Origin of the sequence: Phenylobacterium sp., assembly GCF_030681155.1 — a bacterium.
Lineage (GTDB): Bacteria > Pseudomonadota > Alphaproteobacteria > Caulobacterales > Caulobacteraceae > Phenylobacterium.
Window position 1 is genome coordinate 130,525 of record NZ_JAUXXE010000071.1, and the last position, 25,796, is coordinate 156,320.

Annotated in this window: 28 protein-coding genes; 15 read left to right on the forward strand and 13 right to left on the reverse strand. The window is 67.1% G+C overall.

Annotated elements, in window-relative coordinates; all coding sequences use genetic code 11:
- Nucleotides 1-45: 45 nt before the first annotated feature.
- Nucleotides 46-5,097: an alpha-2-macroglobulin gene (locus tag Q8M13_RS19195; protein WP_305301797.1), complete on the forward strand. Its 5,052-nt coding sequence runs from the start codon at nucleotides 46-48 to the stop codon at nucleotides 5,095-5,097.
- Nucleotides 5,094-7,274: a penicillin-binding protein 1C gene (pbpC, locus tag Q8M13_RS19200; RefSeq protein ID WP_370870108.1), complete on the forward strand. Its 2,181-nt coding sequence runs from the start codon at nucleotides 5,094-5,096 to the stop codon at nucleotides 7,272-7,274. Before Q8M13_RS19195 ends, pbpC begins: the two co-directional genes overlap by 4 nt.
- Before the next feature lie 111 nt (nucleotides 7,275-7,385).
- On the opposite strand, the gene Q8M13_RS19205 is transcribed toward pbpC, so the two are convergent.
- From Q8M13_RS19205 to Q8M13_RS19220, 4 genes are all read right to left on the reverse strand, one after another.
- Nucleotides 7,386-8,006, reverse strand: coding sequence for a carbonic anhydrase (locus Q8M13_RS19205; protein ID WP_304807766.1), 621 nt, complete (start codon nucleotides 8,004-8,006; stop codon nucleotides 7,386-7,388).
- Entirely contained in the window at nucleotides 7,999-8,643 is a 645-nt protein-coding gene (gene maiA / locus Q8M13_RS19210) for a maleylacetoacetate isomerase (protein ID WP_305301800.1), read from the reverse strand. Before maiA ends, Q8M13_RS19205 begins: the two co-directional genes overlap by 8 nt.
- Complete coding sequence (locus Q8M13_RS19215; protein ID WP_305301802.1) at nucleotides 8,640-9,323, reverse strand: fumarylacetoacetate hydrolase family protein; 684 nt, start codon at nucleotides 9,321-9,323, stop codon at nucleotides 8,640-8,642. The genes maiA and Q8M13_RS19215 overlap by 4 nt, the downstream gene beginning before the upstream one ends.
- Before the next feature lie 66 nt (nucleotides 9,324-9,389).
- Complete coding sequence (locus Q8M13_RS19220) at nucleotides 9,390-9,980, reverse strand: DUF4142 domain-containing protein (protein ID WP_305301804.1); 591 nt, start codon at nucleotides 9,978-9,980, stop codon at nucleotides 9,390-9,392.
- Nucleotides 9,981-10,060: 80 nt separating this feature from the next.
- Here Q8M13_RS19220 and Q8M13_RS19225 point away from each other — a divergent pair, with 80 nt between their 5' ends.
- Nucleotides 10,061-11,308, forward strand: a complete 1,248-nt coding sequence (locus Q8M13_RS19225; protein WP_370870109.1) for a CaiB/BaiF CoA transferase family protein — start codon at nucleotides 10,061-10,063, stop codon at nucleotides 11,306-11,308.
- A 52-nt stretch (nucleotides 11,309-11,360) separates the two neighbouring features.
- Here the strand turns inward: Q8M13_RS19225 and Q8M13_RS19230 are convergent, their stop codons facing one another.
- Nucleotides 11,361-12,209 carry a carbon-nitrogen hydrolase family protein gene (locus tag Q8M13_RS19230; RefSeq protein ID WP_305301807.1) on the reverse strand — a complete coding sequence of 283 codons (849 nt, stop codon included), beginning with the start codon at nucleotides 12,207-12,209 and terminating at the stop codon, nucleotides 11,361-11,363.
- A 116-nt stretch (nucleotides 12,210-12,325) separates the two neighbouring features.
- Here Q8M13_RS19230 and Q8M13_RS19235 point away from each other — a divergent pair, with 116 nt between their 5' ends.
- On the forward strand, nucleotides 12,326-13,123 hold the full coding sequence (locus Q8M13_RS19235; RefSeq protein ID WP_305301808.1) for an alpha/beta fold hydrolase: 798 nt from the start codon (nucleotides 12,326-12,328) through the stop codon (nucleotides 13,121-13,123).
- Here the strand turns inward: Q8M13_RS19235 and Q8M13_RS19240 are convergent.
- On the reverse strand, nucleotides 13,120-14,535 hold the full coding sequence (locus Q8M13_RS19240) for an HWE histidine kinase domain-containing protein (protein ID WP_305301809.1): 1,416 nt from the start codon (nucleotides 14,533-14,535) through the stop codon (nucleotides 13,120-13,122). The two genes, Q8M13_RS19235 and Q8M13_RS19240, sit on opposite strands and share 4 nt — an antisense overlap.
- A gap of 190 nt (nucleotides 14,536-14,725) precedes the next feature.
- Between Q8M13_RS19240 and Q8M13_RS19245 the strand changes: the two genes are divergently transcribed.
- The 4 genes from Q8M13_RS19245 to Q8M13_RS19260 all read left to right on the forward strand — a co-directional run bounded on the left by Q8M13_RS19245 (nucleotide 14,726) and on the right by Q8M13_RS19260 (nucleotide 16,386).
- Entirely contained in the window at nucleotides 14,726-15,046 is a 321-nt protein-coding gene (locus Q8M13_RS19245) for a DUF883 C-terminal domain-containing protein (RefSeq protein ID WP_305301811.1), read from the forward strand.
- Nucleotides 15,043-15,438 carry a hypothetical protein gene (locus tag Q8M13_RS19250; protein WP_305301812.1) on the forward strand — a complete coding sequence of 132 codons (396 nt, stop codon included), beginning with the start codon at nucleotides 15,043-15,045 and terminating at the stop codon, nucleotides 15,436-15,438. The genes Q8M13_RS19245 and Q8M13_RS19250 overlap by 4 nt, the downstream gene beginning before the upstream one ends.
- Nucleotides 15,439-15,513: 75 nt before the next feature.
- Entirely contained in the window at nucleotides 15,514-16,149 is a 636-nt protein-coding gene (locus Q8M13_RS19255; RefSeq protein WP_305301813.1) for a superoxide dismutase, read from the forward strand.
- 63 nt (nucleotides 16,150-16,212) lie between these two features.
- Complete coding sequence (locus tag Q8M13_RS19260; RefSeq protein WP_082532120.1) at nucleotides 16,213-16,386, forward strand: DUF1328 domain-containing protein; 174 nt, start codon at nucleotides 16,213-16,215, stop codon at nucleotides 16,384-16,386.
- A 54-nt stretch (nucleotides 16,387-16,440) separates the two neighbouring features.
- On the opposite strand, the gene Q8M13_RS19265 is transcribed toward Q8M13_RS19260, so the two are convergent.
- Nucleotides 16,441-17,223: a metallophosphoesterase gene (locus tag Q8M13_RS19265; protein WP_370870110.1), complete on the reverse strand. Its 783-nt coding sequence runs from the start codon at nucleotides 17,221-17,223 to the stop codon at nucleotides 16,441-16,443.
- Nucleotides 17,220-18,137, reverse strand: coding sequence for a diacylglycerol kinase family protein (locus Q8M13_RS19270; protein ID WP_305301815.1), 918 nt, complete (start codon nucleotides 18,135-18,137; stop codon nucleotides 17,220-17,222). Before Q8M13_RS19270 ends, Q8M13_RS19265 begins: the two co-directional genes overlap by 4 nt.
- Before the next feature lie 179 nt (nucleotides 18,138-18,316).
- Between Q8M13_RS19270 and Q8M13_RS19275 the strand changes: the two genes are divergently transcribed.
- A complete protein-coding gene (locus Q8M13_RS19275) occupies nucleotides 18,317-18,676 on the forward strand; it encodes a YMGG-like glycine zipper-containing protein (protein WP_305301816.1) in 360 nt (119 codons plus the stop codon).
- A gap of 92 nt (nucleotides 18,677-18,768) precedes the next feature.
- Nucleotides 18,769-19,218, forward strand: a complete 450-nt coding sequence (locus tag Q8M13_RS19280; RefSeq protein WP_305301817.1) for an OmpA family protein — start codon at nucleotides 18,769-18,771, stop codon at nucleotides 19,216-19,218.
- 196 nt (nucleotides 19,219-19,414) lie between these two features.
- On the opposite strand, the gene Q8M13_RS19285 is transcribed toward Q8M13_RS19280, so the two are convergent.
- The gene (locus Q8M13_RS19285; RefSeq protein WP_305301819.1) at nucleotides 19,415-19,765 is read right to left on the reverse strand and encodes a hypothetical protein; all 351 of its coding nucleotides are present in this window, start codon (nucleotides 19,763-19,765) and stop codon (nucleotides 19,415-19,417) included.
- A 373-nt stretch (nucleotides 19,766-20,138) separates the two neighbouring features.
- On the opposite strand from Q8M13_RS19285, the gene Q8M13_RS19290 reads away from it, so the two are divergent.
- Nucleotides 20,139-20,408: a hypothetical protein gene (locus Q8M13_RS19290; RefSeq protein WP_305301820.1), complete on the forward strand. Its 270-nt coding sequence runs from the start codon at nucleotides 20,139-20,141 to the stop codon at nucleotides 20,406-20,408.
- Nucleotides 20,409-20,482: 74 nt separating this feature from the next.
- Here Q8M13_RS19290 and Q8M13_RS19295 read toward each other — a convergent pair whose 3' ends face one another.
- Together Q8M13_RS19295 and Q8M13_RS19300 are read right to left on the reverse strand one after the other, a co-directional pair.
- On the reverse strand, nucleotides 20,483-20,656 hold the full coding sequence (locus Q8M13_RS19295; protein WP_305301822.1) for a DUF1328 family protein: 174 nt from the start codon (nucleotides 20,654-20,656) through the stop codon (nucleotides 20,483-20,485).
- 80 nt (nucleotides 20,657-20,736) lie between these two features.
- Nucleotides 20,737-21,534 carry a response regulator gene (locus tag Q8M13_RS19300; protein ID WP_305301823.1) on the reverse strand — a complete coding sequence of 266 codons (798 nt, stop codon included), beginning with the start codon at nucleotides 21,532-21,534 and terminating at the stop codon, nucleotides 20,737-20,739.
- Between the two features lie 226 nt (nucleotides 21,535-21,760).
- Between Q8M13_RS19300 and Q8M13_RS19305 the strand changes: the two genes are divergently transcribed.
- From Q8M13_RS19305 to Q8M13_RS19320, 4 genes are read left to right on the forward strand one after another with little or no spacing between them, the layout of a single operon-like run.
- Nucleotides 21,761-21,949 (forward strand): NepR family anti-sigma factor, encoded by a 189-nt coding sequence (locus tag Q8M13_RS19305; RefSeq protein ID WP_304807726.1) that lies wholly within the window; start codon nucleotides 21,761-21,763, stop codon nucleotides 21,947-21,949.
- Nucleotides 21,949-22,554 carry a sigma-70 family RNA polymerase sigma factor gene (locus Q8M13_RS19310; protein WP_305301824.1) on the forward strand — a complete coding sequence of 202 codons (606 nt, stop codon included), beginning with the start codon at nucleotides 21,949-21,951 and terminating at the stop codon, nucleotides 22,552-22,554. Before Q8M13_RS19305 ends, Q8M13_RS19310 begins: the two co-directional genes overlap by 1 nt.
- A 9-nt stretch (nucleotides 22,555-22,563) precedes the next feature.
- Nucleotides 22,564-24,288, forward strand: a complete 1,725-nt coding sequence (locus tag Q8M13_RS19315) for a sensor histidine kinase (protein WP_305301825.1) — start codon at nucleotides 22,564-22,566, stop codon at nucleotides 24,286-24,288.
- A gap of 50 nt (nucleotides 24,289-24,338) precedes the next feature.
- Nucleotides 24,339-24,476, forward strand: a complete 138-nt coding sequence (locus tag Q8M13_RS19320; protein WP_305301826.1) for an entericidin A/B family lipoprotein — start codon at nucleotides 24,339-24,341, stop codon at nucleotides 24,474-24,476.
- A 49-nt stretch (nucleotides 24,477-24,525) separates the two neighbouring features.
- Here Q8M13_RS19320 and Q8M13_RS19325 read toward each other — a convergent pair whose 3' ends face one another.
- A complete protein-coding gene (locus tag Q8M13_RS19325; protein WP_305301827.1) occupies nucleotides 24,526-25,353 on the reverse strand; it encodes a protein-glutamate O-methyltransferase CheR in 828 nt (275 codons plus the stop codon).
- A complete protein-coding gene (locus Q8M13_RS19330) occupies nucleotides 25,350-25,715 on the reverse strand; it encodes a PleD family two-component system response regulator (RefSeq protein ID WP_305301828.1) in 366 nt (121 codons plus the stop codon). The genes Q8M13_RS19325 and Q8M13_RS19330 overlap by 4 nt, the downstream gene beginning before the upstream one ends.
- Nucleotides 25,716-25,796: the final 81 nt, after the last annotated feature.

Consider the following 25,796-nt stretch of genomic DNA (forward strand, 5'->3'; position numbering starts at 1 on the left):
CCCTTTCGCGTCCCTTGCGACATTCTGCCAGTCGAGAGGGGCCTTATGCCGAGCGACGAGACGCCGACCGTGGGCTCACAAACGCCCCGCCATAACTGGTGGACCAAGATCCGCGCCAGCCGGGTCTCAGGACTGCTGGCGGCCGGCCTTCTGGTTGCGGCGTTCGGCGGCGGCGTACTGGCGGCCAAGGGCTTCGATGGTCTCTCGTTTGGCAAGCCGGAAGCCAGCGCCAAGCTGGAGCCCGGCGCACAAGGCTGGTCGTTGTTCGGCAAGCCGCGCGCGGCCGGCGCCGCCCGTCGCGGCATTCCCAAACCTGAAGGCTTCGCCGTCTGGCGCCACCGCATCGACACCAGCCGCGCCGAGCCGCAGGCCTGCGTCGAGCTGACCCGGCCGCTCGATCCTTCAAAGTCCTACGCCGACTTCGTGCTGGTCTCACCCGACCTCGGCTCCAGCCCCGCTGTCTCGGTAAAGGGCGCGGAGCTCTGCGTGGCCGGGACCGGCTTCACCGACCGCCGCGTCACCCTGCTGAAGGGCTTGCCCGCCAAGGGCGGCGAGACCCTGGCCGCCAACGCCGACATCGACTTCACCTTCGGCGAGAAGCCGCCCTATGTCGGCTTCGCCGGCGAGGGCGTGATCCTGCCGCGCGAGGACGCCGACGGCATCGGCATCGAGACCGTCAATGTCAGCCGCCTGCAGGTCGAGGTCTGGCGCGTCGTGGACCGTAACTTGGTCCGCAAGTCGATCAGCGCCCCCGATCCGACCGGCGAGGGCCAGTATCCCGACGACTACGGCTCCGACAGCCCGGATGACGAAGGCCGCGTAGTCTGGAAGGGCGAGCTCCCGGTCACCGCACAGGGCGCCGGCGAGCGCACCACCACCGTCTTCCCGCTCGGCGCAGTGCTGAAGGAAATGAAACCCGGCGCCTATGTCATCAAGGTCCGCGACGGCTCCGGCGGCCGGGCGATCAAGACCGGAGATAACGACGGCTATGACCCCAATCCGCCGGCCCAGGCCCGGCGCTGGGTGGTGTTCACCGACATGGCGCTGCTGGCCTACGACGGTTCGGAGGCGCTGGACGTCGTGGTCCGCTCGCTGAAGACCGCCAAGGTCATGCCCGGCGTCCGTGTGGCGCTGGTGGCCCGCAACGGTGAGGACCTGGCTGAGGCCCGCAGCGACGCCCAGGGGCGCGTGCGGTTCGACCGTCCGTTGCTCGACGGCGAGGGCGCGGCCGACGCCAAGATGGTGATGGCCTACGGCGCCGACGGTGACCTGGCGGTGCTGGACCTGGACCGCGCGCCGGTCGATCTGTCGAAGCAGGGCGTCGGCGGGCGCGCCGATGAAGCCAGCGGCACGTCGGGTCGATCGGTCGGCTCGGCCGTTGACGGCTACCTCTACACCGACCGCGGCATCTATCGCCCCGGCGAGACCGTCCACCTGAACGCTCTGCTCCGCGACCGTGAGGCCAAGGCGGTCAAGGACCGCAAGGGCGTGATCGTCGTCCGCCGCCCCTCGGGCGTGGAATTCAAGCGCTACGCCTTCGACAAGGCGCCGCTGGGCGCGATCGCCACCGACATCGCCCTGCCCAAGAGCGCCCCGCGCGGCCGCTGGAGCGCGCGGTTGGAAATCGACGGCCTGGACAAGCCCGCCGGCGATATCTCTTTCGCGGTCGAAGACTTCGCACCCCAGCGTCTTGCGGTCACCGCCGTCGGCCAAGAGCAGGTCCCGCTGAAGGGCGGTGAGACCCGCAAGATCGACGTCACCGCCCGCTTCCTCTACGGCGCGGCCGGCGCGGGTTTGCAAACCCAGGGCGAGGCGCGGCTGCGCGTCGATCCCAACCCCTTCCCGCAGTTCGAAGGCTACCAGTGGGGCGACCAGCGCCAGCCGTTCGAGGAGAAATTCCTCGAACTCGGCCAGACCGTCACCGACGGCGACGGCCGCGCGATCCTGGCGCTGTCGTCGGAGGAAGCCGGCGATACGCCCCAGCCGCTGCTGGCCGTCTTCACCGCCAGTGTATTCGAGCCCGGCGGGCGGCCGGTCCGCGAAGGGCTGAACCTCAAGGTCCGCACCAAGCCGGTCTATCTGGGCGCCAAGATCGACCAGGGCGACGCCCCCGCCGGCGGTGACCCCACGATCTCGGTGGACCTGATCGCCGCCAACGCGACCGGCCAGCGCGTCGCCGCCAACGGCGTCACCTACAATCTGATCGCCGAGAACTGGGACTATGACTGGTTCCAGCAGGACGGCCGCTGGCAATGGCGACGCACCAGCCGCGACGTGGTCGTGGCGCGCGGCACGATAAACATCGCTGCGGGCCAACCCGCGCGCATCTCGCGCCGGCTCGGCTGGGGCGACTATCGCCTGGAGTTGACCGGTGCGGGCGGCGCCAAGAGCGTCATCCGCTTCGCCTCCGGCTGGGGTTCGCCCGCCAAGGACGTCGAGGCGCCGGACTTCGTTCGCGTCAGCGCCGGAACCAAGACCTACGCCCAAGGCGACACCGTCGAGATCACCCTGAAGCCGCCATATGCCGGCGAGGCGCAGATCGCTGTCGCCACCGACCGGTTGATCGACTTCAAGACCGTTACCGTCGGCAAGGACGGCGCGACCGTGCGCCTCAAGACCAGCGCCGCCTGGGGCGGCGGGGCCTATGTGCTGGTCAGCGTCGTGCAGCCGCGCGATCCCGTCGCCTCGCCCAAGCCGCGCCGTGCGCTCGGCCTCGTCTACGTGCCGCTCGATCCCAAGGATCGGAAGCTGAGCGTCGAGCTGAACACCCCCGCCAAGGTCGACTCCAAGGCGATGCTGGAGATCCCGATCACCATCAAGGGCGCCGGCTTTGGCGGCCGCGCGCGGGTGACCCTGGCGGCCGTCGACGAGGGCATCCTGCAGCTCACCAAGTTCCAGAGCCCCGATCCGGTGAAATGGTACTTCGGCAAGCGGGCCCTGACGCTCAACTACCGCGACGATTATGGCCGCCTGCTCGATCCCAATCTGGGAGCCCCGGCCAATGTGAACTTCGGCGCGGACGGCATCGGCGGCGAGGGTCTGACGGTCACACCGATCAAGACCGTCGCCCTGTGGTCGGGCGTTGTCGAGACCGGCATGGACGGCAAGGCGGTGATCAAGCTGCCAGCGCCAGAGTTCAACGGCGAACTGCGGCTGATGGCGGTGGCCTGGACCGACACCGCAGTCGGCTCAGCCTCCAAGCCGCTGACCGTGCGAGAGCCGGTGGTGACGGACCTCTCCCTGCCCCGCTTCCTGGCCCCGGGCGACAAGGCCTTCGCGACCCTGGAACTCCACAACCTGGAGGGCAGGGTCGGCTCCTACATCGCCGAACTGACCTCGCAGGGCGGCGTCATCGCGCCGTTCCGCAAGGCCTTCGAACTGGCGCTCGGGCAGCGGATCGCCGAGCGGATCGCCTTCAACGCCCCCAATCGCGCCGGCATCGGCAAGATCGGCTTCAAGGTCACCGGCCCCGGCTTCACCACCGCCCGCGACTATCCAATCCAGACGCGGCTGGGCTGGAGCCCGATCACCCGCACGACCTTTGAACTGCAACAGCCGGGCGCGGCCTATACCCCCGCGCCGGGCCTGCTGGCCGGGCTGGCGGCCGGCGACACCACACTGCAAGTCAGCTACTCGCCGTTCCGCGGGTTCGATCCTGGCCCCATCGCCGTGGCGCTGTCGCGCTATCCGTTCGGTTGCACAGAACAGACGGTATCGGCCGCCTATCCGCTCCTCTACGCAGCCGAGGTCTCCAGCGACCCCAAGGTCAAGCGGTCCTCGGCGGCGCTGGGCGGCGCGGTCGGGCGGCTGCTGGATCGGCAGACCTTGGATGGGGCCTTCGGCCTCTGGCGGGTCGGGGACGGCGAGGCCGACCCCTGGCTCGGCGCCTATGTCACCGACTTCATGCTCGAGGCGCAGAAGGCCGGCGCCCCGGTGCCGCAGGAGGCCATCGACCGGGCGCTGTCGGCCATGCGCCAAGTTTCGCGACCGGAGGGCTGGGCCTCGGTGTCCTATCGCATGGAATATCCGCAGTGGTGGGCCGGCTCGCCCGAAGCCTCCAAGAAGGCGACAGAGCGGATGCGCAGCCGCGCCTCGGCCTATGCGCTCTATGTGCTGGCCAAGGGCGGACGCGGCGATCTGGCCCGCCTGCGCTGGTGGCACGACGTGCAGATGAAGAACGAGGCCTCGCCGCTGGCCAAGGCCCAGGTCGGCGCAGGCCTCGCCCTCATGGGCGACAAGGCGCGCGCCCGCTCAGCCATGCGTCAGGCCGCTCGCTCGCTCGGCTTCCGGGACGACAGCGACTGGTATCAAAGCCCGTTGCGCGACGTGGCCGCCGTTGTGGCCCTGGCCTATGAGGCCGGCGACGTCGAACTGGCCCGCAGCCTCCAGACCCGTCTGGAAAACGCCGTGAAGGATCCAGATTCCCTCAACACCCAGGAACAAGCGCGCCTGCTGCAGGCCGCCCACTGGATGCTGAAGGCGGCCGGCGCCATCAAGATCGACGCCAAGGGGGCCATCCCGCTGGGCGCGACCGGCGGCGCCCCCCGCTGGGCGGTCGGCAAGCTGGCCGAGGCTCAGTTCGTGAACGCCGGCAAGGGCGCGCTCTGGCGGATGGTCACGGTCACCGGCACGCCGGTGGTTGCGCCGGCGGCTGAGGAAAACGGCCTCTCGCTCTCCAAGCGGCTGGTCGGCTTCTCGGGCGGATCGGTGGATGCCGCCAGCCTGACCCAGGGCGACCGGGTGATCGTGGTGGTGTCGGGCCGTTCGGCTCAGGCGCGGACCATGGCGTTGGTGGTGGACGACCCGCTGCCGGCCGGCTTCGAAATCGAGACCGTGCTCGGTCCCGACGACGCCCAGAGCGGGCCGTTCAAGTTCCTGGGTGAGCTATCCAGCGCCGACGTCCAAGAGGCGCGAGACGACCGCTACGTCGCCTCGATGGACCTTGCCGGCAAGTCCAGCTTCACCTTCGCCTATGTTGCGCGAGCGGTGACGCCGGGCGACTTCCTCCTGCCCGGCGCCCAGGCCCACGACATGTACCGCCCAAGCCTGAACGCCCGCACCGCCGCCGACCGCACGGTGATCGCGCCCGGGCTATGAGGAGACTCTGGTCGCTTTCCTCCCCTGCGCAGCGGGGGAGGGGGACCGCGCGCAGCGTGGTGGAGGGGGCGGCCCCAGGCGCCGAGCCCGGTCTCGCCCCCGCCACCGCTTCGCGGTCCCCCTCCCCCATAAATGCGGGAGGAAAAACTCGCGTCATCACCCTCAGCCTGATCGGCCTGCTCTCGGCGCAGGTGGCGGCGTTTGCGCTGGACGCACTGCTCCCGCCCGACATGACGCGGGCCGAACGCTCGTCGCCCGTGACCCTCGATCGGCGGGGCGCCTGGCTGCGCGCTTTGCCGGTGGAAGATGGCCGCTGGCGAATCCGCGCCGATCTGGACCGCACCGACGCCACCTTCACCAAGCGCCTGATCAAGATCGAGGACGGCCGCTTCTGGCTGCACCCCGGCGTCGATCCCTTGGCTGTCGTCCGGGCCGCCGGATCGGCCGTGGCTTCCGGCCGGGTGAGTTCAGGCGCCTCGACCCTGACCATGCAGACCGCGCGCCTGCTCGAACCCCGCCCCCGGACCTTGCCCGCCAAGCTGATCGAAATAGTCCGCGCCGTGCAGCTTGAGGCGCGCCTCTCCAAGCGCGAGATCCTGGCGCTCTATCTGACGCTGGCGCCCTATGGCGGCAATCTGGAGGGGGTGCGGGCCGCCAGTCTCTCCTACTTCGGCCATGAGCCTGAAACACTGACGGCCGGCGAACAGGCTCTGCTGATCGCCCTGCCGCAGTCGCCGGAGGCCCGCAGGCCAGACCGTCGCCCTGAGGCCGCCCGCGCCGCACGCCAGCAGGTGCTCGACAAGATGGTCCGCATGGGCGCCCTGACCGAGGTCGACGCCGCCGAGGCGCAGGAGGAGCCGCTGCCCGGCCGCGCGCCCTTCCCGGCCCTGGCCTGGCACGTCGCCGGCGAGTTGGCGCGCGCCGCGCCCGACCACCAGGCCTCGGTCGTCTCGACCATAGATGCTGGCCTGCAAACGCGCCTGGAACCGCTCGCCGCCCAGGTCGCCCGCGCCCAAGGGCCGGAAGCCACCGCCGCGATCCTGGTCGTCGAGATCGAAGGCCGCGCCGTCCGCGCCGCCGTCGGCTCCGGCGGGTTGCAGCGCCCAGGCGGCTGGATCGACATGACCCGCGCCGTGCGCTCGCCGGGCTCGGCGCTGAAGCCGTTCATTTATGGCTTTGCGTTCGACGACGGCATCGCTGCGCCCGACACCCAGATCGAGGACGCCGCCCGCCGGTTCGGCGACTATCAGCCCGCGAACTTCGACCGTGTGTTTCGCGGCAAGGTCACTGCGCGCGAGGCCCTGACCAACTCGCTGAACGTCCCGGCCGTGGAACTGCTGGACAAGGTCGGTCCCGGCGCCTTCGAGGCGCGCTTCGATGCAGTCGGCGTCAATCTGGTTCGCCCCAAGGCCCAGACCCGCTCGGCAGGCTTGGCGCTCGCCCTCGGCGGGGTTGGGATCACCATGCGCGATCTAGCGGTGCTCTACGCCGCGCTCGGCGATGGCGGAGTCGCCAAGCCGCTGGCCTGGACGGAAGATCAGGCCGAGCACCGCCGTCGCCAGGGCGGACGCCGGCTGATGCGGGCTGAAGCGGCGACCCAGGTGCTGGATATCCTGCGCGAGACCCCGCCACCCGCCGGATCGACCCCCGCCGCCCTGACCAAGGGACGGCCGGTCATGGCCTTCAAGACCGGCACCTCCTACGGCTTCCGCGACGCCGTGGCCGCCGGGGTGGTGGGTCCCTATGTGATCGTGGTGTGGACCGGCCGTGCGGATGGCGGCGCGCGCGGTGGGCTGACCGGTCGCGACGCCGCCCTGCCGCTGCTGTTTGACACCGCCGACCTGATCGACGCCCCGCCCTCGGCTCCGCGCCCGATCGCGCCGCGCGCCGCGCCTGAAGCGCTCGCCAAGCTGGAGCAACGCAACGAGGGCCCCCGGCTGATCTTCCCGCCGAACGGTTCGAGCGTGCAGGTCGAGGCCTTCGGCCCCACCTCGCGGGGGCTGGCGCTGGCGGCCGGCGGCGAGAACCTGTCGTGGTATGTGGCCGGGGAGCCGCTGGCCCCCGATCCGGTCAGCGGGCGGGTGATCTGGCGACCCAAGGGGCCGGGATTCTACCGGATCACCGTCGTCGACGGTGAGGGCCGCAAGGCGACGGCCAGGGTGCGGATCAAGGGATAGAGAAGAAAGACCCCTCACCCGGCCTCTCCCCAACGGGGAGAGGAGAAGAGACATTCCTCTCCCCCGGGAGAGGTTAGGTGAGGGGGCGGCGCGCAGCGACGCTTAGCCGCCTCAGCTCTCGTCGATGATCTTTTCCAACGCCTTAGGTCCGGAGATCGCGCAGTTCATGTCCGTGACCAGTCCGTTGGCGATCGAATAGACCCAGCCGTGGACGCACAGGTCCTGGCCCCGCGCCCAGGCGTCCTGGACGAAGACGTCGGAGGCGACGTTGCGCACCTGGCGTATGACATTCAGCTCGATCAGCCGGTCGAGACGCTCATGGTCATGCAGCGACTCGAGCTCGACGCGGTTCTCGGCATAGACCTCGCGGATCGGGTGCAGCCAGTGATCGACCAGGCCGCGGCGCTTGCCGTCCACGGCGGCGGCCACGCCCCCGCAGCCATAGTGGCCCACCACCATGATGTGCTTCACCTTCAGCACGTCGACCGCGAACTGCAGCACCGACAGGTAGTTGGCGTCCTGCGGCGGGGCGAGGTTGGCGACGTTGCGGTGAACGAACAGCTCGCCGGGATCGAGGTTGACGATCTCGTTGGCCGGCACGCGGCTGTCGGAACAGCCGATCCAGAGATATTCCGGGCTCTGCTGAGCGACCAGTCGCTTGAAGAACCCCGGATCGACGGAGAGCTTTCCGGCCGCCCAGATGCGGTTGTTCTCTTTCAGGTCTTCAAGCATGGACGGCGTCCGGTTGATTGTCGGGTTGGGCGGCGATGAAGGCGGGATGCTGGGCGGCGTGATCGGCGACCGCGCGGATCGCCGGGAACGGCGTCAGATCCACATTGTAGCGGCCGGCCGAATAGACCTGCGGGATCAGGCAACAGTCGGCGATGGTGGGTTGATCGCCGAAGGCGAAGCCCTGGCCATGCCTTGCGACCATCGGTTCCAGCGCTGTGAAGCCATCGACGATCCAGCGCTGGCTCCACGCCTCGCGGCCGGGCGCATCGACGCCCAGGTCGGTCAGCGCCTTCTGAATGCGCATATTGTTCAGCGGATGGATGTCGCTGGCGATGATGGCGGCCATGGCCCGCACGGTCGCGCGGTCAAAGACGTCTTTCGGCAGCAAGGCCGGCTCGGGATGAACGTCCTCCAGCCATTCCAGGATGGCCAGGCTCTGGGTCAGGACCCTGCCATCGGCCTCCAGCGCCGGCGTCAGATGCTGGGCGTTCCTGGTCGCGACATAGTCGGCGGCGTGTTGCTCGCCCTTCAGCAGGTTGACCCCGACATAGCTGTAGTCGAGCCCCTTGAGCTGGAGCCCGATCCGGACGCGATAGGGCGCGGTGGCGCGCCAGTATGAGTGCAGCGTGAGGGTCATGCGCTCACCGTGAAGGTCAGCTCTCCCACGCCCTCGATCTCGCCCGTGACGACATCGCCGGGTTCAAGAGGACCAACGCCCTCAGGCGTGCCGGTGAAGATCAGATCGCCCGGCGCAAGGGTCCAGAGCTTGGAAGCCTCGGCGATAATTTCGGCGACGTTCCAGATCATGTCGGAGACCTCGCCCTGCTGACGAAGTTCGCCGTTGACCGAGATCGCGATGCGGCCCTGCGGCGGCGCGCCGTCCCATTTGCGGATCGCCGAGATCGGGGCCGAGGCGTCGAAGCCCTTGGCAGCATCCCAGGGATGGCCCTTGTCCTTGGCGGCGTTCTGCAGGTCGCGGCGGGTAAGGTCCACGCCGACCGCATAGCCGTAGACGAGGTCAAGCGCCTGATCGACGGCGATGTCGCGACCTCCGCCCTTCAACGCCACCACGAGTTCGATCTCATGATGCAGGTTGCTGGTTAGCGGAGGATAGGGCGCCGGCCGGCCGGGCTGAACGATCGCATCGGCGGGCTTGGCGAAGAAGAATGGCGGGTCGCGGTCATCGCCCCCCATTTCCTTGCGGTGAGCGGCGTAGTTGCGGCCCACACAGAGGATTCGCCGAATGGGGAAAACAGCGGCCTCCCCCTCGACGGGCGCGGTTGTGGGCGCGGGCGGCGGCAGGACGTAGGCGGTCATAACTGCCGCCATACGCCCGGAGGTTCATTCTGTGAACCCCCGCCGCCGCCCCTTAGGGCCCCGCGCCTACTTCGTGGCGTCGCGAAGGGTCTTGGCGTGGTCGAAATGCTGCTGAACCACCGGCGCGGTGGAAGCCGCGAAGGCCTTGATCGCCGGGACGTCGCCGTCCTGGGCGTAGCGTTGCATCAGGTTCAGCGCGCTCTGGTGAGCATCGACCTGATTTTCCATATAGGCCTTATCGAAATTGGCGGCCTTCTTGAGGTCGTCGAGCTTGGCCTGCAGGTCGGCGGGCAGAACCGTCACGACCACCAGGGTCGTTTGGCCCGCGTCAGCAATGGCCTTCTTGAGCGCGGCGGTGGACTTGGTATGCGCCGCGACCATGTCGGCGGCGAACTTCTTCACCTCGGCGTTCTTGGACGTGGCCTGGGCCAGCTTGGCGGCCTCGATCTCGAACAGGTCGCTGGCCGACGCCTTCTCGACGAAGACCGGAGCGGAGGCCTCATCTGCCGGGGTGGCGATGGTGGCGGCGGGATTGGCGTCTGGCGTCGCAGCCTGTTCCGCGGGCGTCGCGGCGCCCTTGGTCTCGGTCTTCTGGCCGCAGGCGGCGAGCGAAAGGGCGGCGATGGCCGCGCCTGCGATCAACAGGGGACGAGTCATGGGTTACTCCTGGCATTGACATACGAAGGGTCACGCGGCTCCAAACAAGCTGCGCACGTCTCCAAACTCACGGATGCGTGATGAGTTCCGGGGAGGGTGAAAACGTGACCGAAGCCAACAGCGCCGCCGCGCCAGCCAACGAAGGCCCCCTGAAAGGCCTGCGGGTGATCGAGATGGGCACCCTGATCGCCGGCCCCTTCTGCGGCCAGATCCTCGGCGATTTCGGCGCGGACGTGATCAAGATCGAAGACCCAAAGGTCGGGGACCCAATGCGCCAGTGGGGCCGCAGCCTGCCCAAGGGCTTGTCGCCCTGGTGGCCGGTGATCGGCCGCAACAAGAAATCGGTCGGCCTGAACCTGCGCACGCCCGAGGGCCGCGCCATCGCCGAGACCCTGATCGACGGGGCCGACGTGCTGATCGAGAACTTCCGACCCGGCACCATGGAAAAGTGGGGCATGAGCTATGAGGCCCTGGCCGCCCGCAACCCGCGCCTGATCATGGCCCGCGTCTCCGGCTTTGGTCAGACCGGCCCCTATGCCAGCCGCGCGGGCTATGGCCTGATCGGCGAGGCGATGGGCGGACTGCGGCACGTCACCGGCGAGCCGGACCGCCCCCCGGCCCGCGCCGGCATCTCCATCGGCGACAGCCTGACCGCCATGCATGCCGTCATGGGCATCACCATGGCGATGCATGCCCGCGAGCGCACCGGCCGCGGCCAGGTCGTCGACGCGGCCCTCTATGAGAGCGTGCTGGCGGTGATGGAGAACTTGGTCACCGAATACGACCTGACCGGCTATGTCCGCGAGCGCTCAGGCTCGGTCCTGCCCGGCATCGCGCCATCCAACGTCTATCCGTGCGCAAACGACGAGATGATCCTGATCGGCGGAAATGGCGACACGGTCTATGCTCGGCTGTGCGAGACCATGGGGCGGCCGGAATTGGCGAGCGATCCCAAGTTCGTCGATCACGCTGCGCGCGGCGCCAATCAAACCGAACTCGACCAGATCATCAGCGGCTGGACCAGGACCCAGTCTCTGGACGCCCTGCTGGAACTGTTGGAAGCCAAGGGCATCCCGGCCGGCCGTATCTTCCGCGCGCCCGACATGCTGGAGCACGAACAGTTCAAGGCTCGCGAGTCGATCGTCGAGACCGACCATCCGGTGTTCGGCAAGATCAAGATGCAGAACGCCTTCCCGAAAATGTCCGAAACCCCCGGCGCGGTCCGTTGGCCCGGGCCGGGCCTGGGCCAGCATACCGACGAGGTGCTGGCCGGCGCCGGCCTCACATCCGAGGCGATCGCCGAGCTGCGCGCCAAGGGAGTCGTCTAGGCGTCAGGCAACGCCGCGCCGAGCCTGGTGTTCGGTGCTCATTCCCGCCCCTTCAGAACTCTCGGCGTTCGTCGCTGCGCGGATCGGCCACTCTGGCCGCGGCGTAGATTTCGCCACGGCGGGCGATCTCGCGCCAGGGTTTGGCCTTGTTCAGCGCCACATCCAGGCTCGGCGCGGCCCGGTCGAGATCGGCGACCACGACGCCCGAACTCCCGTCGCCCGGACACCGCGCCAGCCAGCGTCCGTGCGGGCCGATGACGCCCGACGCCATCGCGCGGCTGCATTGGGCCGGGACGCTGACCCCGAACCAGCAATTGGTGGCCGCGGCATAGGCCTGGGCCATGACGCCAAACATCGGATCTTCGGAAAAGCTCGAGAACAGCACGACGTCGGCCCCGCGCGCGGCGTAGTCGAGAAACAGCTCCGGGAAATTGATCTCGATGCAGAGCGACAGGCCAAACGAGAACCCGCCCACTGGGAAGATGACGGGTTCCAGCCCCGGCGCGTACCAGCCGGTGACCTCTGTATTGGAGAGCCGCCGCTTGTCGTACCTAGTCGCCAGGGCGCCCTGGTCATCGATGACATAGAGGCTGTTGTGGGGACGATTGGGCGCGCCGAGCCGGTGGTTGGCGCCGGCCACCACCCAGATCGAAAGTTCGTCGGCCAGCGCCGCGGTCTCTTCAAGCTCGGCCTTCAAACCGGCCCAGTCGACAGCCCAGCCGGCCAATCTCAGCTTGCCCTCACCGGACGGATAGCCGGAGACCGCGCCCTCGGGGAATTGCACGAGTTGGGCGCCCATATCGGCCGCTTGGCGCATCAACCGGCGAACCTCGCGGCCGTTGGCGTGGTGATCAAGGCCGACCTGACTCTGGCCGACGGCGATACGCAGAATCTGGTTCATGCCCCTCCCAATCCTGGGCGAGGTTTCTGGGTGGATCGCGCGCTGTCAATGCGAAGACCAGTTGACCGCCAAGGCCCCGGCGCCGCCCATGGGGAAAACCAAGAGGAACCGCCCCCATGCCCATCGCCGCCGTCAACGGCCTTTCGCTCTATTTCGAACGGGCGGGGTCGGGTGAGCCGCTGCTGTTCATCTCCGGCACTGGCGGGGACCTGCGCAACAAGCCCAACCAGTTCGACGGGCCGCTGGGCAAGGCGTTCGACATGATCTCCTACGACCAACGAGGTCTGGGGCGTTCCGACAAGCCAGATCGCCGATACACCATGGCCGACTATGCCGACGACGCCGCCGCCCTGATGGACAGCCAGGGGTGGGATCACGCTCATGTGGTCGGGGTCTCGTTTGGCGGCATGGTCGCCCAGGAGCTCGCCCTGCGGCATCCAGCCAAGATTCGTCGGCTGGTGTTGGCCTGCACCTCTCCGGGCGGCGCGGGGGGCTCGTCGTTCGCCTTCCACGAAATCGGTCACCTGGCCGGCGAGGCCCGGGCCAAATACCTGACGCCCATCTCCGACACGCGCCGTGATGAAGCGTGGGCCGCCGCCAATCCGGACGCCTACGCCAAGCTGATCGCGATGACCGCCGCCGACCCGTTCGCCGGTGAACCCGGCCGCCGTGAAGGCGCCGAACGCCAGTTGGAGGCCCGGGCCGATCACGACACCTGGGAGCGCCTGCCGCAGATCACCGCGCCCACCCTGGTCGTCGGCGGCCGCTATGACGGCATCGCCAAACCCGAGAGCCTGGAACTGATGGCCGGCCGTATCCCCGCCGCCGAACTGCGCTTCTTCGAGGGTGGTCACATGTTCATGCTGCAGGATCGCGCCGCGGTCCCGGCGATGATCGAGTTTCTGAACCGTTAGGTTTTGGCCAGGATGCCTGCGACGGCGGCGGCGACCTGGGTGACGTCGTAGGGTTTGCGGATCACCGGAGCGTCAAAGCCCAGCGGAGCGCCGCCAGCCTCGCCATAGCCGGTGGCGAACACGAAGGGCACGCCGCGCGCGGCTAGGGCCTCGGCCACTGGCGTCACCGATAGGCCATTGAGATTTGCGTCCAACACGGCGGCGTCGATCGGCCCGTCGAGCAGGCTCATGGCTTCGGCCAGCTCATAGGCGGGGCCTACGATTTCGGCTCCGGCCTCGGCAAGCCCGGTCTCGAGCTCCAGCGCCAGCAGGACCGCATCTTCGACAATCAGCACCCGCGCGCCGCGCAGGTCGGTGGAACCGCTGATCACGGGCGCCGGCGGCAGCCGCTCCGGCGTCGGCGCCTCAGGCATCAGCTCTGGGCTGTCGACCACCGCTGCAGGCCCGGCCCGCAACCGCACGCAAACCCCAGCTCTCCGGTACTCGACATCCGCCTCGCCGTTGAGTTCACGGCCGGTGACCTGGCTGAGCAAGGTCGTACCGAACCCGCGATGCACCGGCAGGGAAACCGGCGGCCCGCCGCTTTCGGTCCAGAACAGTTCAAACCCGCCATCGGCGATCCGCGTCCAGCGAACATCGACCCGGCCGTTCTCGACCGAGAGCGCTCCGTACTTCACCGCGTTCGTCGCCAGTTCGTGCAGCGCCAGCGACAAGGCGTTGGCTGCGCGGGGCGTCAGGAAGAGCTCTGGCCCTTCCCAGCGGGTCTGGCCGGGCGCGATGCCGCCCAACTCCGCCGCCGCCAAATGCGCCACCGCCGCCCCGCGCCAGCGCGCGGCAGTCAGCAGTTCGTTGGCCGAGGCCATGGATTTCAGGCGGCCTGCGAAGGTCTTGAGGAAACTGTCGAGCGACGTGGTCCGCTTGGCGGTTTGCTGGGCCAGGGCCTGCACCGCCGCCAGCACGTTTTTGACCCGGTGATCCAGCTCGAGCATCAGGGCGCCGCGGCGATCCTCGTCGGCACGGCGATTACTGATGTCCTGGGTCACGCCGCAGATGCGCAACGGGCGGCCGTTCTCGTCGCTGACCAGAATGCCCGACGACCTGACCCAGACGACGCGCCCGTCGCTCTCGCGGACGCGGCGATACTCGACCTCGAAACGGCCCTCGGCGCGTATGGCCGCTTCCATCAACTTTCGGGTCTTGTCGCGGTCTTCAGGATGGACGCCGCGATAAAGGACCTCGCCCCGCTCGGCGGCGATCTCGCCGGCGGGCAAACCGGTGATTTCGGCCATGCGCTCGCTGACGTGCAGGACGTCGGCGACCATATCCCAGTCGTACTCGCCCAGGCGTGCTGATTGCAGCGCTAACTGCAGGCGCTCACGGTCCAGGTTCGGTTCAGCGGCGGGCGTCGCCATGGCGTGACCATAAAGCCGGGTTCGAGTCAGAGCGACAGGAACCACAAGTTGTATGCCTTCTTTTGATTGACGCATCCCAAACGGCTTTCCGCATCACCTGGAACCGCCTATTGTCTCTGACGTTCCGGCAATGCTCACATGCCACACTCAAGGCCCCCTTGAGCCCGCCCGCAGTACTGGAGAGACTGAAATGGCCACCAACGCCGCCGATTACAAAGACGAAGCCAAGGCTGCCGCCAATTCGGTCGCCGAATCCGCTCAAAAGCTGTCGAGCGAAGCGCAACGCAGCTTCAACGACGCCGCCAAGCGTTTCGAAAAGGTCGTCAGCGAGGGTCTTGACCAAATTCGCGCCCAGTCGCGCACCTATGCCGACAACGCCGGCGAACATCTCGATGAAGCTCAACGCTATGTGGTCGAACGCGTGAAGGAAAAGCCCTTGGTGGCTGCCGGCGCCGCGCTCGGCGTTGGTCTGTTGGTCGGTATCTTGCTGGCCAGCGGCCGTAACCGTTGATCCTGAAGAAGACGATCTATTACGCCGTCGCCGTCGCCGCGCTCGCCGCGGCGGCGACTGTTTGTGTGGTGTTCTTGGCGCTCGCGCTTTACGCCGCGCTCGTCCCGAACATCGGACCGGCATGGTCGGCCGCGGCCGTGGCTGCTGCCGCCCTCGCGGTGATGGCGATCCTGTCGGCTGTTCTGCTCGGAAAGCCGCATCATCCGCCGGGGCAACAACCCCAGGAGCCTGACCTGACCATGCGGGTTTTCGAACTCGCGAGGGACAAACCTTGGGTCGCGCTTGGCGCCCTTGGAGCGCTCGGCGCGGCGGCCGCCGTGGCGATGAAAAACCCAAAAATCACCAGCGCGGTGATAACGACCTTGATCGCCAGCCGCGTCGCCAAGAAATAGAGAACTAAACCGGATGCTCGGGGTTTCAATGGGACTGCGGGCTTCGGCCCCACTCCTATCCCCCAGGAACGTCCTATGTTTGAATTGCCAGATCTCGCCTATGACCACGCCGCTCTGGAGCCGGTGATCTCCAAGGCGACGATGCATCTGCATCACGACAAGCACCACAAGCGCTATGTCGACGTCACCAACCAGATCCTTGAGGAAAAGGGCCAGAAGCCCGCCAGCCTCGAAGACGTGGTTCGCGAGACCGCCGGCAAGGCCGACGCCAAGAAGCTATTCAACAACGCCGCCCAATCCTGGAACCACGCTTTCTTCTGGGCCTGCATGACCCCGACGAAGCAGACGCCGGACGGTGACTTGGCCAAGGCTATCGACCGCGATTTCGGCGGCCTCGATAAGCTGAAGGAAGAGTTCGTGAAGGCCGGCGTCGCCCATTTCGGTTCGGGCTGGGTCTGGCTGGCGGCCGAGGGTGGCGCGCTGAAGATCATCGACACCCATGACGGCGAAGACCTGCTGCCGAACAAGGGCCAGACGCCGCTGATCGTCTGCGACCTGTGGGAGCACGCCTACTATCTGGACCACAAGAACGACCGCGAGGCTTTCCTGAAGGCTTGGTTTGACGCCCTGGCCAACTGGTCCTTCGCCGCCGACCAGTATGCGGCCGCTCAAGGCACGGGCGAAGCCTGGCGCTACCCGCTCCCGGCCTAGACCTGCGGAACTGCTTAGCCGTCAAGACGTTCTAAATACCGGATACAAATTCGGAGTAACGACATGCTCGGCTGGGCCTTGACTTTCCTGGTGGTCGCTCTGATCGCCGGTGTACTTGGTTTTACGTCCATTGCGGGCGCCGCGATGGGCGTAGCCAAGATTCTCTTCTTCGTCTTCCTCGTGCTGTTCGTGGTTTCCCTCGTCATGCACATGGTTCGAGGGCGCGGCGCCTTATAGCGCGACGTCCAAGACGTGAGACTGCAACGCCCGCCCTTCACTAGGGCGGGCGTTTTAGCATCTGCGGTCCAGCGACCAGGTCCGATAGGGCGTGTAGTGCGAGCGTTCCCACGCCTGGGCGATGACCCGGATCTCAGCGTCATCGGCTTCGATGATATTAAATCCTGCCGGCACGCCTCGCTCGCGCACCGACAAGGTCCCAGCACCCACCGCATAGGTCTTGCCGTCCCCGAACGGATAGGGCCAGGCGAACGGCGCGTGGATATGCCCGGACAACACCAGGTCGACGCGGCACTCGGCCATGGCCTGAGCCGCAGCGCTTCCGCCCCAAACCTTCGCGGTCATTGGACCGCCGATCATCTCAGTCAGCGGGTGATGGCAGACCAGGATCTTCAGCTTTCCATCGGCTGCGCCGCACAGCCAATCGGTGGCCTCGCGAGTTTGCCGACGCGATATCTGCCCCTTTGACCAGTTCGCGCGAGGCTGGACGCCGCGGGCGGTGTTCAGCCCTCGCACCAGGAAACCATCGGCGATATGGGTCTGGGCCTCCGCCGGTCCGATCATTCTGCTGAAGCGGGCGAACGGGGTGAAGAACCGCTCCCACCAGGCCAGGTACGGTGCGTCGTGATTACCGGGGCAGACCAACATCGGGCCCGGCACGGTCTTCAGCCACGCAGCGGCCGCCTCGAACTCTCCCACCGCCCCGAACTGGGTCAGGTCGCCGGAGACGATGGTGAGGTCAAAGCCCCCCGCCCTGATCATCTCAGCAGCGGCCGCGACGGCGGCGACATTCTCGCCCCCGAAATGGATGTCGGACAGATGGGCGATCCTGATCACGCCGCCGGCTCCGGCGGCGGGGCAAGAATCCGAGCGACCTTCGGACGCCATTCGACCTTGGCCGTCGAAGCCAGCCGCACGGGTTCGCCATCCAGAACCGCAGGGATCCTTCCCGCCGACCAGACGCCCGCCGTCTGGCAGGGATGCGTCTCGACGGAAGGATCGACCCGCCAATCCGACACCAAGGCGTTCAGACCGATGCGGGCGGCGTCCATCACGCTCTTGGGATCGATCACCGCAGCCTCCAGCGCCTGATCGGTATCAGACATGATCTTGGAGGCCAGCGGGCACAGGAACGCCAAGGCTTCGGCCTTGCCCCTCGGCCCGCCGTCGAGGGCGTAGCGCAGGCGGCCGGAAAAGGCCCGTGCCCAGGCCCGCTGTGAGCGCCGCCAAGCCAGGGTCAGCCGTCGCTCACGCACCGCTTCACGCGCCGGCGCCCAGAGCGCCGGCGAACCGAGGATCGCCGCGACCAGGAAATTGCGGCCATCGATCCGCCCACCCCCGATGGGGCGTTCGCGCCCCGTCTCCAGCGCGCCGCGCAGAGCATCCTGCCAGGGCGTCACGCCATAGACCGCATAGGGCAGCATATTCATCGTCCCGCCCGGCAAGGGCGCGATGACCGGACCGTCCGGTCCCGCCATCTCGGCGGCCGTGCGAGCTGTCCCATCGCCGGCCAGGATGATCAGCAGATCGGGATCGGCGTCGACGGCGTCGCGCAGGCAGCGGGTCAGGTCGCCGCTCTCGGGAGCGCAAACGTTCGATTTCAGTCCAAGCTCGGACAAAAGAGCCCGCATTTCGTCAGGGGCCTGAGCCGACACGCTGCCCGAGGCGGTGTTCACCACCACTTCGACGCGGGAAATTTTGGGCTTCACATCCATGACCGTCAGCCCGCCGTTCGTCGGGCCGACCGCCACACGCAGCCTTCGGCCCCGAGTTGATCGCGCAGGGCTGGGCCCAGATGGCGACGTTGGGGCATGGTGGGTACTCCGGTTTACTTGTCCTGCCTAACGGTGAAGCCTGAATGGGGTTCCGATCGGAACTGGCCCTCAAGCAGTGCGTTGGCTCCGACGGGATATGTTCAAGGAGAGCCCATATGCTCAAGGCCCTTTCGCTTAAGCCGTTGATCGCCATAGCCGGCGCTGGTCTGTTGGCCGCCGCCTGCACCACCACGGGGAACGTGGAACGCAACGCCGCAGGCGGAGCCGCGCTCGGCGCGCTGGCCGGTGCTGTGATCGGCAACAACGTTGGCGGCGGCGACGCAGGAACCGGGGCTGCTATCGGCGCGGCGCTCGGCGGCGGCGCCGGCGCGGTTCGCGGCTGCCGCCAGGACGGCGGTTGCGGGGCTCAGCCCAGCGCCAACCATCGCCAATACTACGATGAAAGAGCCGGTCGATATTACTACTACGACTCCGGTTCGGGACGGTATTTCTGGGAAGACGGCAGCCCGCGCTGAGGGCTCTGTCTAGACTAGCTTAGCTTGGGCGGTCGGTTATGCTGACCGCCCTTTCCATTATCGCTTGGGGCTTGAAGACTATGGGGCTTGGAATGAGGACTTCGACGATCATCGCAGTCGCGATTGGCGCCGGCCTGGCCGTCTCCGGCTGCGCGACTTCCAGCAATACCCGCGACCAGATCGTCAAGGCGCCGGCCGCCTGCGAAGACGTGACCGTGCAGATTTACTTCGAGCCCGAAAGCTCTGAAGTCACCAGCGAAGGCCAGGCGGTGCTGAACCAAGCCTCGCTTCAAGCTAAGTCCTGCAAGATCGAGCGAGTTCGCGTCATGGGCCTCGCCGACGCCGTCGGCGCCCCGGCTGCAAATCTCGAGATCTCCAAGAAGCGCGCCGCGGCCGTGACCCGTTCGCTGAACTCGACCGGCCTGCCCACCCCGGAATTCGATCTTGCCGCGGCGGGTCAGACCGGCGCCGTCACCGCCGAAGGCGATGCGCGCCTCATGCGTCGCCGGGCCGACGTCACCATCGAGTTGAGCAACCCCTAGGCTCTAGGACTACTAAAAGAAAAGGCGGGCCCAGCGGGTCCGCCTGTTTGAGTCTGCATCATCGAGAAAAGGGGGTGCGGAGGCAGCAGACCGGCCTGGAGGCCGGCCTCAAGTCGGGGGGGGCGTCGCCGCCTCCGCAATCCTTAAACCCGCCCCCATTCCAATCGTTCCCGTAGCGCGCGAAAATTTTTCGCGTCTATTTCGTGTCGGCGTCGATGACCGGCATGGCGTTGAATTCCGCAAGCGTCAGAGGCGTGGAAAGTCCGGCGCCGTCCACTCGAAGCGATGCATAGGAGAGGCTGCGCGGGCCGCCGGGGCGGGGGCCTTTGGGTCGGACCAACACCTGGGCCGGCGAGCCGTCACGCCGAAGCGTCACCCGCTCCACTTCACCCAGCACCACTCCGCCACGCCCAGTGACAGTGCGCCCCACCAATTCACCCGCAGTCATTCCGCCCTGTGCGGTGTTGACCCCGTGGGCGGACGCCGAAGGAGCCTGGGCCTGCGCCGGCAGAGCGGCGGCTGAAGCGAACAGGGCGGCAGTGAACATAGCGATCATCGAACGAGTCATGCCCCTAAGATAGGGGATCCCTCCCCTCAACCGAAGCCCACGCATGCAGATGTGTTCCCACGCCCGAATGGGAACAGCCGCGAAGCCGACACGTTAGCCACTTGCGGGTCCGTTGCCCGTCTTGTCAGGGGCGAAGACCGTGATCGGCACGCATGACGACCCACACAGCCTGATCATTTCATCCGGTGACCGACCGGTGCGCCGACGCTGGATTGCGTTGGCGGTTATCCTATCGGTCGCGTTGGCTGGCGCGTTGCTGGGCCAGATGTCGGTGGTGCGCAATGACGCGTCCCGACCGACGCCGCCCGGCCCGTTCAGCCAGCTCCCCCACTAACTTCAGGAGGCGACATCCATGGCCATTCTCTCGCGCTACACTTCCCGCTCAACGCTCAACGCCACGAGCGCCCGGCAAGGGCGCTTCGGCGTTCATATGTTCTGGGTACTGGTGGTGTCGACTGCCCTGGCCGCACTCGCCCTGTTTGGAGCTTGGTCGTGGCGCGCCGACGACCTAGCCTCCACCGCCCCCAACAACGCGCGTCAGCCCGCTGACGCCGCCGCTTTCAATATGGGCGACCCGGCGGCCCAACAGACCACTTCATCGCCGAACACTCCGCCCAGCTAGACCAGCCTGGTCGGACATACAAAAGCGGCCGCCCCATCAGGCGGCCGCTTTTTCGTGGGCGTCGAACGAAGCGCCTAGAGCACAGACTGCCCTTTGACCGCCCGGACCACGAAGCTGACCACCAGCAGGACCAGGAAGATCACAAAGAGGACCTTGGCCACGGTCGCGGCGAAGCCGGCCAGGCCCATGAAGCCCAGAAAGCCGGCCAACAAGGCGAGGACGGCGAACAACAGAGCCCAACCCAGCATCAAATTCTCCCGCAAATGAAAACGCCGCGCCGGGATCGACGCGGCGCTTCAAGAACGCGAGGTGATCGCCGCCGTTCCGGCTAGGCCGCCTTGCGGGTGTTACGCGGGTGGAAGAACAGCGCTTGGCCGATCGCCGCCTTCACCGTTTCCGGCTGGAACGGCTTGGTGATCAGGAAGGTCGGCTCGGGCCGCTCCCCGGTCAGCAGGCGCTCGGGGAAGGCGGTGATGAAGATCACCGGCACGTCGAAGCGGGCCAGGATGTCCTTAACCGCGTCGATTCCGGACGAACCGTCGGCGAGTTGGATATCGGCGAGAACCAGACCTGGAGTCTTACGAGCCACCGCATCGACCGCTTCGGTGCGCGTCGCGGCGATATCGACCACGGTATGGCCAAGCTCGGTGACCAGCGCCTCGATATCGGCGGCGATGACCGGCTCATCCTCGATGATCAGCACATCAGTGGCGAGCTCAGCGTCGATCTCGGACTGGGCCTCAGCGATCAGGCGTTCGACTTCCGGGAAATCGACGCCCAGGATCTGAGCGGCCTCCGACGGCGTGAAACCCTCAAGCGCGGTGAGCAGGAAGGCCTGGCGGGAGCGCGGCGCGATGCGCATCAAGCGGCGGCTGGCGTCATCGACCCCGCCGTCATCATCGCCTGGCGCTTCGAGTTGTGCGCCGGTCGAAAGCCAGATCGCGTGGAAGACGTGATAGAGCGCGACCCGCGGGGTGAGGCTGTCCTCAAGGACCCGGTCACCGGCGGCGACAGCTTCCAATGCAACGCGAACATAGTGGTCGCCGGTCGTCTGGTCGCCCGTTAGCGCGCGCGCATAGCGACGCACATAGGGCAGATGCGGCGCCAGTCGGGCAAGAAGACTCAAGGTAAAACCCCTCCCTAGGAGATGAAAATTTTACGCCCACAGGGGAACGTTCCCCCACGGGGGCGCATCATGTGCTCCAAACGTCGCCTTTGGGAACCGGTTCCCTCAGAAACTGGTTTTCCCCATGCTATATGTGGGATCATGGAACCCTGGGTGGGATGAGGCGTTGACGGGCCACGATAACGAACCGAGGGGGCGGGCTCCGCGAAAGCCGGGCGCTGATGCCATGATAGAACAACGAGCCACTGAAGATCGGCGCCATGCGCCGGCGGCGCTGGACGAAGCCCGGCTGCGCCAGCAGGCGATCGGCGTGCGGCTGCGTCAAATGTTCGATGAGGTCGTCAGCGAGCCCGTCCCGGACGAGTTCCTCGCCATCCTTCGTCAAGCCGACAAGAAGACCGCGGAGAATGGCTGATGGCGGGCGACAGCAAGGCCCGGCCGCCAACAGATCCCGCGGTTGACGAAGCTTTCAAGCGCGAGCTGGTCAAGCTCATCCCGCATCTTCGCGCCTTCGCCAGGACTCTGGCCGGCGAGCCGGCTGGGGCCGACGATCTGGCCCAAGATGCAATGATGAAGGCCTGGGACGCTCGCGCCAGCTTCCAGATGGGGACCAACATGAAGGCCTGGACCTTCATGATCCTGCGCAACCAGTTCTATTCCGAAAAGCGTCGTTCCTGGCGCCAGACCCAGCTTGACCAGGAAGCCGCCGAACGCACCCTGGTCGCGGTGGATGATCCGGAAGCTCCGGTGGCGCTAGACGAGCTTCGCCTGAGCCTGGCTCAACTGCCCCCCGAGCAACGCGAGGCCCTGATCCTCGTGGGCGCTGGCGGCTTCGCCTACGAAGAAGCCGCAGACATTTGCGGCTGCGCCGTTGGCACCGTGAAAAGCCGCGTGAGCCGGGCGCGTCGCGCGCTCCACGCTATTTTGGAAGACGGCTCATACGAGCGGGACGGGAGCGCGGCGGGAGACGCCATGAGCTCGATTCTCGCCGACGCGGAGCGGCTGAGTACCGTTCGTTAGGCTGAGAGGATGCATGTCTCGCCTTGGGGTTCCCTATCTACCATCCGGGTCCGGCTAACCGCGGCGCTGGCCGCCGCACTTTTGCCGGTCTTGGTGCTTGGCGTTGTACAGTCGGGAATCGCCTTCCGGCGCGAAAGCGTCCAACTCCGCGAAGAACTGGCCGCAGCGTCTGAGCGCAGCGCCGCCACCGCCCGCGCGCGGATGGAAGCGGCCGACATCCTGCTCGAAACCCTGGCTCCCGGTTCCGTCGGCTTTAATTGCGCCCAGCGCCTCGCCGAGGTGACCGCGCGGATTCCCGGCTATTCGAACCTCATCCGCTTTGATCGGCGCGGTCGGGTGGCCTGCGCCGCTGGCAATGTGCCGGGCGACCCCATCCGCGCCACTCGGCCCTGGTTCCAGAGCCTGGCCGCCGGCGACAGCCTGGTGATCACCCGCGACCCCGGCGCCGCCTACGCCAACGTCCCGGCCCTGCTGGCCGCCGTGCCGGCCACCGACGCCCGTGTCGGCTTCGACGGCGCACTGGTGGCGGTGATTTCGCTGGAAAGTCTTGCCCCACGCACGGCTGACCGCTCGCTGCCCAAAGGCGCGGAGGTGGCGCTGGTCGACGGCGCCGGCGGCTATATCAACGCCACCGACAAGGAGGCATTCCCCGACCTGCCCGCCGATTGGCGCGAAAAGGCGCAAAAGCAGGGTTCGCTGGTCTGGTACGACCGCGACCTGCGCGGCAAGCAGCGGGTATTCTCGGCAGCGCCCCTGGTCGGCGACCAGCTTTATGTCGTGCTGTCGGCGCAGTCGGGCGGCCTGTTCTCGTGGGCCACGCTCAATCCACTGACCAGCATCGTCTTCCCGATCCTGACCTTCATCCTGGCGCTGGTGGCGGTGTCGGTCGTCACCGAGCGAGTGGTCATCCGCTGGATCGCCTATCTGCAGCGGATCGCCGCGCTTTACGCCCGCGGCCGCCTGAGCGTGCGGCCGGTTCACGCCGACCGCGCACCGCCCGAGATCCGCGATCTGGCCGAGACGTTGGAAGACATGGCGGACGCCATTGTCGGTCGCGACGCCTCGCTGCGCGACTCCCTGGCGCAGAAGGACGACCTGATGCGTGAGATCCACCACCGGGTGAAGAACAACCTTCAGGTCATCTCGTCCCTGCTCAGCATGCAGCAGAGGGCGCTGTCGGATCCGGCCGCCCGCGCGGCCATGTCGGATACGCGCCAGCGGATCACCGCGCTCGCACTTATCTATCGCGCCCTTTATCAGGGACCGGACCTGAAGCGGGTCGATCTACGCGCCTTCCTGGAAGAACTGACCGCGCAGCTGATCTCCGCCGAGGCGGTTCAGGGCGCGCACGTGCGCACCGAGATTCATGTCGATGATCTGGTGATCGACCCCGACCGGCTGGCGCCGCTGGCCCTGTTCGCGGTCGAGGCGGTCACCAACGCCCAGAAGCACGCTTTCGCCGGCAAGGGGGGCACGCTGAGCGTGAACTTCAAGGTGCAGGGCGACGAGGCGACGCTGGAGATCAGTGACGACGGAAACGCTCCCGAAGACGCCCTGAGCACCTCCGGCGTCGGCCGTACCCTGATGACCGCCTTCGGTCGTCAGCTCCGTGGCCGGGCCGAGGTCGTGCGGAACGAAAAGGGCGGCATCACCGCTCGCCTGGTCTTCCCGACGCCAACGGCTGAAATGGCCGTGAAACGAGCGGCCGCTGTGGGGAACCAGGCCGCAGCATAGTCGTTACGGTGCAGCAAGTTTCACCATCCCTCCAAAGAGAGAGAACGCTCATGCGCAAGCTCGTTATTCTGGCCGTACTGGCCGCAAGCCTTTCGGTCACCGCCTGCAACACCGTTTCCGGCGCAGGTAAGGACGTGAAGGCCGCAGGCGCCGCGGTTACCGACACCGCCGAAGACGCCAAGCGCTAAACATTTTAGATCTGGTGAGCCCCGCTTCGGCGGGGCTCTACTTTTTGAACTACGCCGCGACCCTGAAATCTGGGTTGCGCGCGTAGATGCCCGGGCGCCCCTCCAGCGGCTGGAACGCTTCGCCCAAACTGCCGGCGGTCTCATTGGAGCCCAGGAACAGATAACCCTCCGGGCTTAGCGCCCGCGCCAGATTTTCCAGCAGGCGCATCCTCATCGGCTCGATCAGGGCCGATAGCACATATCGGCAAAAAATCACGTCGAAGCGACCGGCGGTCGATAGATCGGCGACCAGGTTAATCCGCCGCCAGCGCACCATTTGGCGCAGGCGAGGCGAAATTCCCCACATCTCATCAGCCTGTTCGAAATACCTCACCAGATGGCGGATCGGCAGGCCGCGCTGAACTTCGAACTGCGTATAGAGACCGCTTTGCGCTTTCTCGAGTTGCCGCTCGCTGAGATCAGAGCCGAACAGCTCGACCTTCAGCCCCGGCAGACGAGCGCGCTCGTCCTCGATGATCATGGCCAGGGAGTAGACCTCCTGGCCCGAAGCGCATGCCGCCGACCAGAGCCGGACCGGCTGGCCGTCGCGCCGCTTTGCGAGCGTCGGCAGAACCTCGTCGCGGAACAAGGTGAACGGCTCGCGATCACGGAAGAACGAGGTTTCCGCATGGGCCATGGCCTCGACGATCGTCCAGGCCAATCTATCCTCGCGACGGGCGCGCAAGGCCTGCAGCAGGTCGTCGATGGAGCCGAAGCCTTCCCGGCGGGCCACAGGCCCGAGCCGGCTTTCCAGCAGATAGACCTTCTCGACATCCACCCGAATGCCCGCACGCGCCGCGCAGAGCTGCGCCACCAGTTCGCGATCCTCGGATTTCATACCAGGCCGACCTCGGCGAACTTGGCCACCAGGATGTCGCCGTCGAATGGTTTCATGATGTACTCGTCCGCGCCGCTGGCGAGCGCTTCGCGGATCCGCTCCACGTCATTCTCCACCGTGCAGAACACCACCCTGGGCGCATCGCCGCCGGGCTCCTCGCGAAGTTGCTTGAGAAATTCGAGCCCGGTCATGACCGGCATATTCCAATCCAGCAACACGGCGTCGGGCATTTCGGTGCGACACCAGGCAAGCGCCTCCAGCCCGTCGGAAGCCTCGGCGATATAGAAGCCGATATCCTCCAGGACGCGGCGCGCGACCTTGCGGATCACGCGGCTGTCATCGACGACGAGGCAGGTCTTCAAAAGGCTGGGTCTCCTCCGTGCGCTTCTCGCGCAGGGTTGGTTAAGGAGCGGTTTGACGCGGCGAAAATTCTTGGGGCCGTA